The 14,071-nt window shown below is 45.2% G+C and carries 12 protein-coding genes and 1 pseudogene; 9 read left to right on the top strand and 4 right to left on the bottom strand.

Annotated elements, in window-relative coordinates; translation table 11 throughout:
• Positions 1-97: 97 nt before the first annotated feature.
• Positions 98-448: a hypothetical protein gene (locus RIM23_RS01100; protein WP_446363713.1), complete on the top strand. Its 351-nt coding sequence runs from the start codon at positions 98-100 to the stop codon at positions 446-448.
• 172 nt (positions 449-620) lie between these two features.
• On the opposite strand, the gene ntcA is transcribed toward RIM23_RS01100, so the two are convergent.
• Positions 621-1,292, bottom strand: a complete 672-nt coding sequence (gene ntcA / locus RIM23_RS01095; RefSeq protein WP_446363711.1) for a global nitrogen regulator NtcA — start codon at positions 1,290-1,292, stop codon at positions 621-623.
• 287 nt (positions 1,293-1,579) lie between these two features.
• On the opposite strand from ntcA, the gene fabI reads away from it, so the two are divergent.
• From fabI to RIM23_RS01075, 4 genes are all read left to right on the top strand, one after another.
• The gene (gene fabI, locus RIM23_RS01090; RefSeq protein ID WP_446339377.1) at positions 1,580-2,356 is read left to right on the top strand and encodes an enoyl-ACP reductase FabI; all 777 of its coding nucleotides are present in this window, start codon (positions 1,580-1,582) and stop codon (positions 2,354-2,356) included.
• Positions 2,357-2,376: 20 nt separating this feature from the next.
• A complete protein-coding gene (locus RIM23_RS01085; RefSeq protein WP_446363709.1) occupies positions 2,377-3,249 on the top strand; it encodes an RnfABCDGE type electron transport complex subunit D in 873 nt (290 codons plus the stop codon).
• A gap of 57 nt (positions 3,250-3,306) precedes the next feature.
• Positions 3,307-4,623, top strand: a complete 1,317-nt coding sequence (locus tag RIM23_RS01080) for a DUF2330 domain-containing protein (protein ID WP_446363707.1) — start codon at positions 3,307-3,309, stop codon at positions 4,621-4,623.
• Between the two features lie 238 nt (positions 4,624-4,861).
• Positions 4,862-6,661 (top strand): LA_3751/LA_3752 family putative glycosyltransferase, encoded by a 1,800-nt coding sequence (locus tag RIM23_RS01075; RefSeq protein ID WP_446363705.1) that lies wholly within the window; start codon positions 4,862-4,864, stop codon positions 6,659-6,661.
• 107 nt (positions 6,662-6,768) lie between these two features.
• Here the strand turns inward: RIM23_RS01075 and arsM are convergent, their stop codons facing one another.
• Both arsM and RIM23_RS01065 read right to left on the bottom strand, forming a co-directional pair.
• Positions 6,769-7,731: an arsenosugar biosynthesis arsenite methyltransferase ArsM gene (arsM, locus tag RIM23_RS01070; protein ID WP_446363703.1), complete on the bottom strand. Its 963-nt coding sequence runs from the start codon at positions 7,729-7,731 to the stop codon at positions 6,769-6,771.
• Between the two features lie 326 nt (positions 7,732-8,057).
• Positions 8,058-8,717 (bottom strand): DUF2834 domain-containing protein, encoded by a 660-nt coding sequence (locus RIM23_RS01065; protein ID WP_446363701.1) that lies wholly within the window; start codon positions 8,715-8,717, stop codon positions 8,058-8,060.
• A gap of 10 nt (positions 8,718-8,727) precedes the next feature.
• Here RIM23_RS01065 and RIM23_RS01060 point away from each other — a divergent pair, with 10 nt between their 5' ends.
• The 3 genes and pseudogenes from RIM23_RS01060 to RIM23_RS01050 form a co-directional block, all read left to right on the top strand.
• Positions 8,728-8,862, top strand: coding sequence for a hypothetical protein (locus RIM23_RS01060; RefSeq protein ID WP_446363699.1), 135 nt, complete (start codon positions 8,728-8,730; stop codon positions 8,860-8,862).
• A 112-nt stretch (positions 8,863-8,974) separates the two neighbouring features.
• Positions 8,975-9,157 (top strand): hypothetical protein, encoded by a 183-nt coding sequence (locus RIM23_RS01055; RefSeq protein WP_446363697.1) that lies wholly within the window; start codon positions 8,975-8,977, stop codon positions 9,155-9,157.
• A 68-nt stretch (positions 9,158-9,225) separates the two neighbouring features.
• Positions 9,226-9,360, top strand: a pseudogene (locus tag RIM23_RS01050) (Uma2 family endonuclease); the annotation flags it as partial.
• A 48-nt stretch (positions 9,361-9,408) separates the two neighbouring features.
• Here the strand turns inward: RIM23_RS01050 and RIM23_RS01045 are convergent.
• Positions 9,409-10,905 carry a pentapeptide repeat-containing protein gene (locus tag RIM23_RS01045; protein WP_446363695.1) on the bottom strand — a complete coding sequence of 499 codons (1,497 nt, stop codon included), beginning with the start codon at positions 10,903-10,905 and terminating at the stop codon, positions 9,409-9,411.
• 340 nt (positions 10,906-11,245) lie between these two features.
• Here RIM23_RS01045 and RIM23_RS01040 point away from each other — a divergent pair, with 340 nt between their 5' ends.
• Positions 11,246-13,402: a Tex family protein gene (locus RIM23_RS01040; RefSeq protein ID WP_446363693.1), complete on the top strand. Its 2,157-nt coding sequence runs from the start codon at positions 11,246-11,248 to the stop codon at positions 13,400-13,402.
• The last annotated feature ends 669 nt before the right edge of the window (positions 13,403-14,071 follow it).

Here is a 14,071-nt window from a genome sequence, read left to right as displayed (position 1 = left end):
ATAAACGGACGTGGAGAGGGTGTAAGACCTCATTTGGAGGCAACCTTCAGCGAAGCGTCAACCCCAATCAGCGACCACCCCGGCTAAAGGTGGCGTGGTGAGGAATCCCCCGCGCTCTTTAGCCGGGGGAGGATGTCAATATCGCCAACCCGTGACGAATTTGAGGGTATGGGATTTAACGACGGGAACGCTGAAAGCCGAAGGACGTGTGTCTTCGACGAGAAACTCTTTTGGGTATAATACCCTTGTTCTGAGTCGCGATCGCATTATTGGCAGTACCGATGAAGGGCTTAAAGTGTGGAATTTACAAACAGCGGAGCTAGAAGCCACCTTAGAGCATGAAAAAATGAGTGATTTGGTGGTTAGTTCAGATGGCAAAATCTTAGCTGGAATAACCGAGAGTTCAGAGAATCAAGAGTCCAAAATTAAAGTCTTGCGGCGTCCCTAAACCTGATATCTCCATCTAAATCATATCAAATTAGTTGGGGAGTTTGTCCTACTGGCAATCACCCAAACTATTATCAACGCAATATAGCTTAAAGTTCATCAAATGAATCAAGCTAAAGCCTCTCGCCTTCAAAATTGATGAACCTGAGCAAGAAGTAAATTGTCTACGACGCCTACGTGAACTGCTGACTCAGCACTACAGGGTTGTGAACCGTGATTTTTTTCTTTTGAATAGAAATCATTTTATCGGTTCGCAGATCCCCCAGTAGACGAGTGACGGTTACTCGTGTGGAGCCAATCGCTTCCGCGATCGCTTGATGGGAAAGCTTCAGGTCAATGGTAATCCCATCCTTGCCAGGAACGCCGAAGTCACGACAGAGAATCAATAAAAAACTGACCAAGCGAGATCCCATATCCCGGTGAGCCAATGTCTCGATCATCATTTCCGTCTGTAAAATCCGCGAGGACAATCCCTGTAGCATCAACATCGATAGCTCTGGGTTGTCCTTGAGCGCTTGCTCTACCTGATCAATCGGAGCCGAAAGCAATTCAACTGGGGTAAACGCCACCGCATGGTAAAAACGATCAGAGCGGTGACCTGTAATCAAGGACAATACCCCAAAGACACTATTTTCCCGCAACAAGGCAACTGTAATTTCTTCCCCTGCTTCATAAACCCGGGAAAGCTTCACAGCTCCTTTGATTAAAAAGTAGACCCGTTCAGCGGGATCTCCGGGAAAAAAAATAGTTTTGCCCCGCTCAAAGGTTTCAACAACGGGAGGAAATGAGCTTCCGCCGATTTGACGGAACACAGCAGCCAACGGTCTATCTTGCATTACGACCATATCTATTACCCTTGCGCCAAAGCCTTATTGACTTCTAAGTGGTCGCCGATGAAGCTTGAGACTCCAAAATCGGCTCAATGAACGATCCCTATATTGTATTCAAGAATACTTAATCTGAGTCCCAATAGGTTTTTTGTACCAATTGTTACATAATGAAGTGAGATGTCAACGGACATCTGACGAGTTGAGTTGATAGTTAACGGTTTGGCGTTATCATACAACGAACATCGCACCTAACGGTTATTTTTTTACGAATTGTTCTATTGTCTTGAAGAATTAAGATACCTATGCTGAATTTGACTGGAAAGAATGCCCTAGTGACTGGGATTGCCAACAATCGATCAATCGCCTGGGGCATTGCCCAACAGTTGCACCAAGCTGGCGCCGAGTTGGGGGTCACTTATTTACCCGATGACAAGGGGCGCTTTGAGAAGAAAGTTGGAGAGTTGGTAGAACCCCTAAAGCCCAGTGTCTTCTTACCCTGTAACGTCCAAGATGATGCCCAAATCGATGCCACCTTTGAGGCGATTGAGAAGCAGTGGGGCAAACTCGACATCCTCATCCATTGCCTTGCATTTGCCAACAAAGAGGATTTATCCGGAGAGTTTAGCCAAACCTCGCGACAAGGGTTTACCACAGCCTTAGAAATTAGTACCTATTCCCTAACCCGATTAGCCGCCGCTGCTAAACCCTTAATGAAAGAGGGGGGAAGTATCGTCACCATGACCTATCTTGGCGGTGTGAAGGTGATCCCCAATTACAATGTCATGGGAATCGCCAAGTCTGGATTGGAGATGAGTGTCCGTTATCTAGCCGCCGAATTGGGACCGAGTAATATTCGCGTCAATGGGATTTCTGCAGGTCCAATCCGCACCCTGGCGTCTTCAGCCGTGGGCGGCATTTTGGATATGATTCATCATGTGGAGCAGGTAGCACCCCTACGACGAACGGTTACTCAGCTAGAAGTTGGCAATACAGCCGCCTTTTTATGTAGTGATCTCGCTAGTGGGATCACGGGTCAAGTTTTATATGTCGATGCTGGATATGAGATCATGGGCATGTGATATCTTCCCACGGTAGTCAAATGCAGCAATCCGATCCCAGAGACTATCAGATTCTGTTTCTCTCACTCTTCCTGGTATTGGGTATTGGTACGAGAGATTGGACATTACAGCCTCAGTTCATTGGTGTTGCGATCGCGACTTGTTTGCTGACCCAGTATATCAGCATCAGGCTTTGGTCCATCTCCCAGGGAAATAAGGCAGATGAGGAATTCACTCAAAACCATACCCTCGAACGCCGTGAAGAGTCCACACTCAACACTTCCCCAATATCCCTCAAAAGTGCCATGATTACCGCATTAGGATTAAGTTTACTCCTGCGAGTCGATCACTACAGCACGATGATCTTGGCGGGGGCGCTGGCGATTTTAAGTAAATTTCTGTTTCGATTCCAGGGTAAACATTTTTTTAATCCGGCTAATTTTGGCATAATTTCAGTTTTAATCCTTACCAAGGATGCCTGGGTTTCTCCAGGACAGTGGGGAGAGGAGGGCTGGTATGTCTTATTATTTGCCGGGACTGGGGGCATGATTTTAAAACGGGTGGGGCGTTGGGATACAACGGCGGCTTTTTTCAGTGCTTATGCTTTACTCGAAGCCTTTCGCAATCTTTGGTTGGGTTGGACCTGGGATGTATGGGCGCATCGGTTGATGAGTGGCTCGTTCTTATTGTTTGCCCTGTTTATGTTAACTGATCCCCGCTCCATTCCCAATGCTAGGGTGAGTCGTTTACTCTGGGCTGTCAGTATTGCGATTTTAACCTTTATTCTGCGGAATCATTTCTTTATGTCTACGGCGGTTTTCTGGGCGTTATTTGCCCTTTCTCCCCTAACCGTTATTTTAGATTGGATTTGGTCATCACCGCGATTTGTTTGGAGGTTTCACGGTGATGGGTGAGGTGGGAAATTCAACAAACACCCAGGTTAATAAATTCTTTGTCCCAATGAGGAAATAATGAAAAAGCTAGTACAGGTATTACTTGCGTTATTCTTGGCAGTTTTTGCCATTATGATATTTGCGCCAAAAGCCTTGGCTTTTTGTGGATTTTATGTGGCGAAAGCGGATACAAAGCTTTACAACCAAGCCTCTCAAGTAATTATCGCACGGGATAGCGATCGCACGATTTTGACGATGGCGAATGACTATCAAGGCGATGTTAAGGATTTTGCCTTGGTTGTGCCTGTTCCCGTAGTTCTAGAACAAGAACAAGTACAGGTAGCAAACCCGAAGATTATCGAACGACTGGATGGGTTTAGTGCGCCGCGATTGGTGGAATATTTTGATCCGAATCCCTGTATTCCTCCTGCACCAGCGCAGTTTCCAGGTTCAGCGAGAGGAGTAATATCAGCAGACGAGTATGGGGAAAATCTGGGAGAGAGTGCTTTAGGTGTTACGATAGAATCTCGTTTTTCGGTTGGCGAATACGATATTTTAATTCTTAGTGCCAAAGAATCGGATGGCTTGGAAACCTGGCTGAGGCGTAATGATTATCGCATCCCTCGTGGTGCTAGTCGGCTACTGCAACCTTATATTCGCCAAGATATGAAGTTTTTTGTGGCGAAAGTTAATCTGAAAGAATTTGAATCAGGGGGTTCTCAATTACTCCGCCCTTTACAGATGGCGTATGAATCGCCGCGTTTTATGTTGCCGATTCGTTTGGGGATGATTAATGCGACAACTGAGCAAGATTTAATTGTGTATATTTTATCCCCCAACGGTCAAGCAGAAGTTACTAATTATCGCACGGTGCAGATCCCGTCTAATGCCGAACTTCCCGTTTTTGTTAAAGATGAGTTTGCTCAGTTCTATAAGGATATGTTTCAGACGGCGTATGAGCAAGAAAGGAAAAAAGTGGCATTTTTAGAATATGCCTGGGATATGGGATGGTGCGATCCCTGTGCGGCTGACCCTTTAACGAGGGATGAATTAGAGCAAGCGGGTGTGTTTTGGTTGAATACGAATGCGCCCAATAATGTGTTTATTAGCCGTTTACACGTCCGCTACACTCGTGATACATTTCCTGAAGATTTAATGTTCCAAGAAACGGGAAGTAGGCAAAATTTTCAAGGTCGATATGTACTGCGACATCCTTACACCGGGGAAATGAATTGTCCCGCCGCTGATGAGTATCAACGCTCTTTGAATCAACGATTTGAACAGGAGGCGCAGACGTTAGCCAAGCTGACGGGATGGCAAATTGGGGATATTCGCCAGAAAATTGATTTTCCTGGGACTAAACCGAATCGCTGGTGGCGCAGGATTTGGAATTGATGACGGCTTGATGGTTATCTATGGGGTGCATGTCAACGCAAGTAGGTTGGGTTGAGGGACGAAACCCAACTTATCGGGGTAATTGGGGTATTGCGTGTAAACCTGACATGCTCCCTATCTATAGGGTTCTGATCTAGGATAATATAGATAATCATTGCTTAAATAGTGCATTGTATTTTAAATCGAATGGTACTGACTTAAGGTTGGTGGGCAATGCCCACCCTACGGTGTATTAAAAATGACGATAAAAGACTATAAGTTACCTCTAATTATTATTGGTGTTGGTATTTTATTTTCTTTGTACCTACAATGGCTAATACCTGAAGGGGTTTTCTTTAGTGGCGATGCTGGATTGAAGGCGTTATTGGCAAAACAGTTGAGTCAAGGGCAGTTTCGCTTTGATTTGATGCCTCCTTCCTTACCTTGGGTACGTCAACTTTGGCAAAATGGATTGTATCCCTTTGAAGAACCGTTTGTTTATTATATAAATGATCGCTATTATCTTACGTTTCCCTATACCTTCCCCCTGGTAACGGCTCCCTTTCAGGCTCTGTTTGGCTATCGCGGATTATATATTATTCCTCTGGTGTCAACCTGGGTAATCTGGTTAACTGGTTACTCAGTATGTAAACGGTTAGGGTTATCCCAGACGATTGCATCAGTGGCTTTAATTGTTTTGATATTTGCTTCACCGTTAACCCTCTATAGTGCGATGTATTGGGAGCATACTCTCGCTTTAGCATTGGCATGGTTAGGGTTGGCTTTATTCTTCTTTCCTCGCCAAAATCAACCACTATCGATAAGGCGGGTTATTGTTAGCGGAATTTTCATTGGCGGTTCAGTTTGGTTTAGACCTGAATTTTTAGCGTTGGTGAGTTTGATTATCGTTTTTGTCTATGGTGTGTCGTTGTGGAATTGGAGTAGGCAACAGTTTAATATTGAGCGATTTAATCTGAGTCAGCTATCCTATGTGACGGAACACCAAGAAATTTTTGCGATTAGTCTAATTGCCACGGTTGGCTTGTTTTTTCTGTCGAATAAACTTATTTATAACCATCCTTTGGGAATTCATGCAATTCAAGTGGTGGAAGAAACGGGTTTATCTGAACGACTATTAGGGGGATGGCAGAATTTTCAGGGATTAAGCTTGGCTCTGTTTGAGTATTTCCCGATTACTTTTTTTGCCATTGCTTATCTGTTGGTTGGGTTGGGCAGAAATTCCCAGAGGCGGTTAACGATGCCAATGATGGTTCTTTGGGGATTAAGTTTTGGGATAACGGCTTTTGTCGGACTTTCGGTAACTCAGGGGAGGATTTACAAGGTTCTATGGGTTTTGGTTTTAGCGGGATTATTGTTTCTGGCTTGGGTGAAAAAGTATGATGTAAGGTTGAATTGGGAAATGCTCCTAATGTATGGGGGGGGATTACTCTTTATCATCCTCGTCTCTTTAATGGTGCCAGAGGGAACGGCGGGTTTAATTGCTGGGGGGAAACAATGGGGAGCCAGGTTTTTATTGCTTCTCGTGCCGATTATTTGTTTGTTGGCGACTAAGCAGTTAGGGTTTATCCTGAATGTCTCCCTAGGGGGTTTAAAGTATATCGGTATTGTTGGCTTTGCTGCCCTTTTGCTGGTGAGTATTCATAAAAATACTTATGCGGGGGTCAAGTTTTTACAGAAAAATCACGATGGTATATTACCGGCGATTCAAGTCTTACAGAAACAGCCGAATCCTGTGATTGCTGTTTCTCATCAATTTGTCGCCCAGGCGATAGAACCGGGGTTGGCGGGGGATAAGATATTTTTTAAGGCGCAAACGAGTCAGGATTTGGTGCAATTAGGTAAAACGTTGGTGGAGGAAGGACAGCAAGAATTTACGTATGTTTGTTATCCGTTTCGCCCTTGCCAACCGCCGGAAGAGGCTTCAGCCGCGAGGAGGTTTAGTCAAGATAGTCAGCAATTTAGGATTGAGTTATCTGAGTTAGGAGAGTTGGGGAAGTATCCTATTTATAATGCATTAATTGTGGAGGAATCGGATTAATTGGGGCTTGCTGCACAACTCCCAAACCCTGTAGAGACGGTGCATGCAACGTCTCTACATTGACACATAAGACCGACGTGCGCCCAATTCACATCGATTCGACACTTTTAACAGCAACCGCCGCCAGTATAGTGCCAGGTGGAATCGGTAATCATGATATCTTTTGACATGGCTAGGTTGGCTGCTGTTTTATCACACACAGAGGCAGGGACGCCTTTTTGCAGAACATGACCCGCGTTATCATCAAAAACGTCTTTATTTCCCTGATAAATCGCCGTTTTTCCGGTGAAAATACAAGCGCCATCTTCCGGAATCGGCACTTTGAATGCAACAGAATCTAAACTTTCCAGCAGCAACGGCTCATCTAACTTGTAATTTTGGCAATCCAGCAGTCGATAAGGGCGCCGCGCCCGGATTTCGACTTGACCAAACCCGACATGAACTAGATGTTGGATATACTCGTTATACGTTAATGCCCCCGATAGGCACATTGCTCTTAACCGTTCATCTTGCCGTAAATGTTCAGGAATCGGACGGGTGGCGATGGGGTCACTCATAATCAAGCGTCCGCCAATTTTTAATACCCGATAGGCTTCTTGCAAGGCTTTAGTCAAGTCAGCGGGTTCAAAGATATTAAATAGGCAATTCTGAGCAACGACATCAACGGAAGCATCAGGTACAGCTAGGTCAAAGGCATCGCCGTCACGAATGTCAATAAAACTTGGGTTAAACCAAGGATTATCTTGAGCGGCGTTGGCTAAGTTACGAGTCGCCGCTTCCCGCATCGCCTTGACGGGATCAACAGCAATAACCCGACCCGGGCGTCGGGAAAAATAGGCAAATTGCAGGGCTTCTAAACCGCCACCCACGCCCACATAGAGTACAGTTGGCTCGTTTATCAGTTCAGCCGGATGAACGGTTGTTCCACAACCATAGTTCATTTCCTGCATTTGCCGGGGAATTTTCAGTCCGGGGAGTTGTAGGGGAGAGCTTTGCACACAACATAACCCCACTTGCGGGGTTTGGGCGACTTCACTATAGAATTGTGCGGTTGTTTCTAGATAACTCATAGTGTTTGTTGTTTGTCATTGGTCATTCGTCATTACTGACTTGATGACGATTTATGCTGTCAGCATTCTTGCTCTGAGGGTATTAAACTGGGGCTGAATTAGTTTTTGCTGAGAATTGGTTAAAGTTTATCAACTTTTGAGTTATTGCTGTCGCTATAACGGATGTAGCTCAAGTCCATTAAGATGAATGGTACGCAAGAGATTAGGCTGGTGGGCAATGCCCACCCTACGGTATATCAAGATCGAAAATCGGGGTTGGTAAGGGGGCGAATGGAAGGCTGGTGGGCATTGCCCACCCTACGGTATATCAAGGGTTTTGCCAACCTTCACGCGGTTGCCATGGCTTCCTCGGTGTCTGGAAGAGGAGGACGCAGACACAGATAGACCAGTGAACCGATTAATGGTACCAGTGCGACTGCCCAAAATAGGGTGGGATTATTTAAGCCGCGTCTTGCCATATCATCGCCCACCAGTGCCGGGAAAAGCAAGCACAATAGGCAAAAGTCGAGGCTCATCACATGGATAAAGCGGCTAGTTTGCCACTGCTGGATAAAGTTTGCCCAATCGCCGTTGAGGATGCCAAATCCTAGTAATACCAAAGTGCCGAGGGTGAGAGCAAGACCTAACCAACGGGAATCGAGAATACTAAGGACGATATTTTTTGAGCCAGGAAATTCGGGATTGGGTTGACGTAAGGCGAGATAGGGGAGTAAAGCAAACGCCCCCACACCAAAGGAGACGGCGGCAAATAGCCACGCGGGGATTTTTTGCCCTCGTCCATCAATAAACACAAAGCAGGCGTATGCTAGAGGTAGAATGCCCATGATATTAAATAGGGCAATAATTAAGGGATTAATCCCGTCCCAATTGCCTGTGGAAAGATTGGTAATCAGGTCAAAGGTATCGGGTTGCTGGGGAGGTGCAAGCAGAACGGCATAAGCGAGAAAGCTAACCCAGAGTAGCCAAAAACCAAGTTGTCTGAGCATAGGTAATGATTTGAAGTGCAATTCCACCGGGTATCCTGTGCATTATCCCATGAATCGAGTGGGGCGGTTGGCGTTTTGGGTTAATACACCTTTGCCAGGAAACCCCAGCATCCGCCAAGAACTCAAGTTCTTGGCTAAAAGCTAAAGTCCATTAAAATGGACTAAAACTCTTATCCAGTCAGCTCGATTCTTACTTGAGCTTTGAGTTACTTGGGTTTCAATCGCAGGCTGTTTAACCCTACAACACCAACAGAGCTATGCTAACCAGGGAATTAGCTGTTCGCCTCAAACTCCAATCCTTGCTTTTATGGCAGAAAATTAAACTGTTTGCTCAATACAGACAGGCTTTTTATCTGAAACTGATTTGGCTGGAGTTAATCTGTTTTCACAGCCGTGTGTTGGGTCAACGGATCAGTTCGCGATCGCTACACTGGAAGTGATCATCTTCTTATTTTCTTTTACCTTGCCATCTTCTGCCCTTGTGCCTTTTGCCATACCACGGATACCTATGACATCGACAACAGCAAAACGCTTCACGATTGAGGACTATCATCGTTTAGCAGAGTTGGGATTTTTCACCGCAGATGACCGAGTGGAATTAATTCGTGGAGAAATCATGCAGATGGCGGCGAAAGGCACAGCCCCTACTAATCCTCGATTTATCAAAAGTTTTTCCTCTAATTTAAATCAACTATTCCTGAGTTGTACCATCAGGCATGATAGCACCGTTAAGATTTGCATTATTTAACATGGCTCCATCCAGTTTGGCATCTTTCAAGTTAGCTTTTTCTAGATTTGTCCTCTCTAATTTTGCCCCACGTAGGTCTGCTTCACTCAAGGTTGCGCCATTTAAATTGGTATAACATAGGTTTACTGCACTTAATTTTGCCTGCTGTAGGTTTGCTCCACTTAGATTAGCGCTACTTAGATTGGCTGCACTTAGATTTGCCCCTTGTAAATCTGCTCCAGTTAGATTGGCATTACTTAAGTTTACTCGACATAAATCTGCGGCTTGCAAATTAGCTCCACTCAAGTTTACTTGACGTAAATCAGCACCAGCGAGATTGGCTTCTTGTAAGTTGATTCCACTCAGGTTTAAGGTATTCAGGTTAATACCCGCTAAGTTAGCATTTTGCAGTGAAACGCCAGGATCAATCAAATAAGCACCCGTTTTAGTTGCATCAAATCCCATCGGGAAAATTGTAGTTGTGCTATAAAATGCTTGTTGGAGGTTGGCTTGTTGAAGGTTGGCTCCTTCGAGGTCTGTCCCAATTAGGTTAACTTGACTCAAATTGGCATGGCTAAGGTTAGTTCTCATCAGTTTTGCCGTCCTTAAGTTTGCCGCCTTTAAGTTTGCCCCACTGAGATTTGCCATGCTGAGATTAGTTGTTTCAGATAAACTCGCTTGGCTAAGATTTGCCTCACTCAGATTTGCCTCACGCAGGGAGGCTAAAGTTAAATCGGCTTTGCTTAAGTTTGCCTTTTTTAGAGTGGCTTTCTCTAAGTCGGCAAATTGCAGTTTTGCCTGATGAAGGTATGCATCATCTAAGTTAGCTTCATTCAATTTCGCACTCGATAAGTCTGCATTACTCAAATCTGCTCCCTTGAGATTTGCAGAATGTAGGTTTACTCCACACAGATTTACTCCACACAGATTGGCTCCAGATAGATTCGCCCGACTGAAGTTATTCCCACGCCACTTGCCACTTAGTTTTGCTCCGGATAAATTGGCTTGGCTTAGATTAACATCATTTGTGGTGTTTTTTCCAAAATCTGCTCCAGCTAGATTAATTCCGGTAAAATCTCTTTGTCCATTACGATACAGACGCCAAAATTCTTGAGCAGTCATCGGTGCTTCTTGACTATTGTCTTCAGCTAAATAAGCTTCTAATAGGAGCATGTCTCCGTAGAGTCCCAAAAGTTGAGTTATTCTCAATACCTTAAATTTTTCAGCGCTAAAATTAGTTATATTGTTAGATATTCCTTCATCAGGAGTTGGACTATTGGTTAAGCTTGGCTCCACCACCTGTTGTGGCTCAACGCGCCGTTGCAAATTCTCCAACTTATCAGTTAGCTGATTCAACTGACGCTTGAACCTTACTAAAAACTTGGTTGTAATAGTTTGCCGTTCTTCGAGCTGTTCAATTTTGGCAACTAGAGATGCTAAATCTTGTTCTTTGTCAGCCATAGTAGAAAAGCTCCTATGCACCTAAACGGGTTTGAGTCACTACTGATTATAATAAAATGAATAAATTTTTGGTGCTTCTGGAGACGATTGCATCCTACGCCAAAAATACCTGAGAAGCGGTAAAATAATCCTCAACGGTGAGGTTTTTGACTGGAGCAAGATATCAGCTTGAACGCAGGGTGGGTTTTATGGAGATATTATCAGTGATATCCTGTAGGTTAATGGCTGAACCTGTCCCAACCCTAAGAATGCGTGACTGGCAAGGGAGTGGTACGAGTAGTGCGATCGCGAAATCTTGATCCTGTGCTAATTCTAGAAAGGATAGACCCACAAAGACCCGATGCTGAATATTCCCTCCGTCCTAGCACAAGAGCTTTCCCTCTCCGCCAAGCAGGTGGAAAATACCCTGTCTCTTTTAGCCGAGGGCGCCACGATTCCCTTTATTTCCCGTTATCGCAAAGAACGAACCGGTTCTCTGGATGAAGTCCAAATTCGCGCGATCGCAGAACGCTACGCCTACCTGAGTGAACTCGAAGCACGCAAAGCCACGATTCTGGAAGCGATCGCGTCTCAAGGAAAACTGACGGATGAACTGAAGGCGAAAATCGAGTCCTGTTTTCAGAAAAATGAGTTAGAAGACCTTTACCTCCCTTATCGCCCCAAGCGCCGCACTAGAGCTACCGTAGCGCGGGAAAAAGGGTTGGAACCTCTGGCTGAATTTATTAAATCCCTGAATACCCCCACCGCCAAACCGGTATCCTTAGAAGCAGAAGCCGCTAATTATATTTCCGAACAAAAGGATGTCAAAACCGCCGAAGATGCGTTAAAAGGGGCGTCTGATATCCTCGCCGAAGAAGTCGCCGAAACCGCTGAATTCCGGGCATATCTGCGCGACTATTTGATGAAAAATGGGCGTTTTGTCTCCAAGATTAAAGACGATTACCCCGAAGGCAGCACTAAATATGAAATGTACCGCAATTTCCAAATCAAGGCAAAGGATATCGCGCCACACAATATGCTGGCATTATTTCGCGGGGAAAGTGAGGGGATTTTAACCCTAAATCTGGATTTTGATCAGGAGTTTGTCCAATCGTATTTAGAGTCACAAACCATTCGCACAAAAATTCCAGCGGTGCGGAACTTCTATCGGGAAATGCTCAATGATGGCTTTAACCGTTTGATGAAAAATTCCCTAATTACGGAAGTTCGGACAGATCGTAAAGCCTATGCTGATTTTGAATCAATTAATACCTTTGAAACCAATTTGCGAGAACTCCTGCTTTCTCCTCCAGCGGGAATGAAACCCACCTTAGCGGTTGATCCGGGATTGCGAACCGGGTGTAAAGTGGCGGTGTTGAATGAAACGGGGAAGTTTATGGAATATCAAACTATTTTTCCCCATACTGGACAAGGTACAAAAGCGGCGACTGTACTCAAAACCCTGATTGAAAAATACCAGATCGAATTAATCGCGATCGGGAATGGTACAGCATCCCGTGAAACCGATGAGTTTGTTGGGGATGTGATTAAAAGTCTGGAACGTAAACCGATTAGCGTGATTGTGAATGAGTCGGGTGCGTCTGTCTATTCGGCGAGTGATGTGGCGCGAGAAGAATTTCCTGATCAAGATGTTACCGTGCGCGGGGCGATTAGTATTGGACGCCGCTTACAAGATCCTTTGGCGGAATTGGTGAAAATTGATCCAAAATCCATTGGTGTGGGACAATACCAACATGATGTGGATCAAAAGTTACTCAGAAAGAAGCTGGATGAAACGGTAGAAAGTTGTGTCAACTATGTGGGTGTGGATCTGAATACGGCATCAAAAGAACTTTTAACCTTTGTTTCTGGTTTAACTCCAACTATTGCTAAAAATATCGTTACCTATCGGAATGAAAATGGTGCATTCCCCAATCGTCGCCGTCTCCTGAAGGTAGCCAAATTAGGACCCAAAGCCTTTGAACAGTCGGCGGGATTCCTGAGAATTCGCGGTGGGGATAACCCGTTAGATAATACCGCTGTACATCCGGAGAGTTATCCGGTAGTGGAAGCGATCGCGAAGGATATTGGGGTTCCCTTGAAACAAGTACCCCAAGCGGCGGATCGGCTCAAGTCTATTGATTTAAAGAAATATGTCACGGATACCGTTGGCTTACCCACACTCAAAGATATTATCCGGGAATTAGAAAAACCCGGACGCGATCCCCGTGCTGAGTTTAAATATGCCACATTTAAGGAAGGAATTAAGGAAATGTCTGACCTGAAAGTGGGGATGGAGTTAGAAGGAATTGTCACGAATGTGGCGAATTTTGGTGCTTTTGTGGATATTGGTGTGCATCAGGATGGGTTGGTGCATATTTCCCAACTGGCGGATCGATTTGTGGAAGATCCTAAAGAAATTGTCAAAGTGGGACAAGTTGTAAATGTGCGGGTTATGTCTGTGGATGAGAAGTTAAAGCGGATTAGTTTATCGATGCGTGGGGCACAACAAAGGTAAGAGATTTGTCATTTGTCATTTGTAAGTTAGTGGGCGGTTGAAACCGCAGCTACACAAACAAAACCCGCCGACGCGGGTTTCCGATCAAGTAACCCGTAGCCTGTAGTGGACTGACCCAGCTAAAATAGTTCATTACCGTAGGTTGGGTTGAGGCACGAAACCCAACATGACCAAGGCTTTCGTTGGGTTTCCTTGCGTTTTCCCAACCTACATTTTTAGGACGATCACGCCAGTAGTGGACTGACCCAGCTAAAATTGTGGAATAGATTGATGGTTAAATTGGGCGCACGCCGTGCGCCCCTACAATTCTAATCCACCATTTTAGGTGGGTCACGCCAGTCGGGTGGCACACCCCATAATCGATACTCTAGAACATTGACATCCTCCCCCGGCTAAAGAGCGCGGGGGATTCCTCACCACGCCACCTTTTTAGGGGTGATCGCTGATTGGGGTTGACGCTTCGCTGAAGGTTGCCTCCAAATGAGGTCTTACACCCTCTCCACGTCCGTTTATAGTCTCGGGATGCCCTCCCGCGACTTGTATTTACATTACCACAATAGTAGAACGTTATCCGAATTATTTGACTGGCGAATTTATTCGCTACCTAGACGGTTCGCTCGGTTTCATCTCCCAGCTAAAGAGCGTGGGAGCCTTCACCCATCGCTTTTC

It is taken from the genome of Coleofasciculus sp. G3-WIS-01 (assembly GCF_040223135.1).
GTDB lineage: Bacteria > Cyanobacteriota > Cyanobacteriia > Cyanobacteriales > Coleofasciculaceae > Coleofasciculus.
The sequence above is the reverse complement of the archived record's forward strand: the minus strand, read 5'-3'. Positions and strand labels throughout refer to the sequence as shown.

Bases quoted from the DNA above. Each gene is read 5' to 3' on its own strand.
- RIM23_RS01045 (WP_446363695.1), bottom strand. From the start codon at position 10,905: ATGGCTGACAAAGAACAAGATTTAGCATCTCTAGTTGCCAAAATTGAA.
- RIM23_RS01055 (WP_446363697.1), top strand. From the start codon at position 8,975: ATGCTAACCAGGGAATTAGCTGTTCGCCTCAAACTCCAATCCTTGCTT.
- arsM (WP_446363703.1), bottom strand. From the start codon at position 7,731: ATGAGTTATCTAGAAACAACCGCACAATTCTATAGTGAAGTCGCCCAA.
- RIM23_RS01065 (WP_446363701.1), bottom strand. From the start codon at position 8,717: ATGCTCAGACAACTTGGTTTTTGGCTACTCTGGGTTAGCTTTCTCGCT.
- RIM23_RS01040 (WP_446363693.1), top strand. From the start codon at position 11,246: ATGCTGAATATTCCCTCCGTCCTAGCACAAGAGCTTTCCCTCTCCGCC.
- RIM23_RS01080 (WP_446363707.1), top strand. From the start codon at position 3,307: ATGAAAAAGCTAGTACAGGTATTACTTGCGTTATTCTTGGCAGTTTTT.
- ntcA (WP_446363711.1), bottom strand. From the start codon at position 1,292: ATGGTCGTAATGCAAGATAGACCGTTGGCTGCTGTGTTCCGTCAAATC.
- RIM23_RS01085 (WP_446363709.1), top strand. From the start codon at position 2,377: ATGCAGCAATCCGATCCCAGAGACTATCAGATTCTGTTTCTCTCACTC.
- fabI (WP_446339377.1), top strand. From the start codon at position 1,580: ATGCTGAATTTGACTGGAAAGAATGCCCTAGTGACTGGGATTGCCAAC.
- RIM23_RS01075 (WP_446363705.1), top strand. From the start codon at position 4,862: ATGACGATAAAAGACTATAAGTTACCTCTAATTATTATTGGTGTTGGT.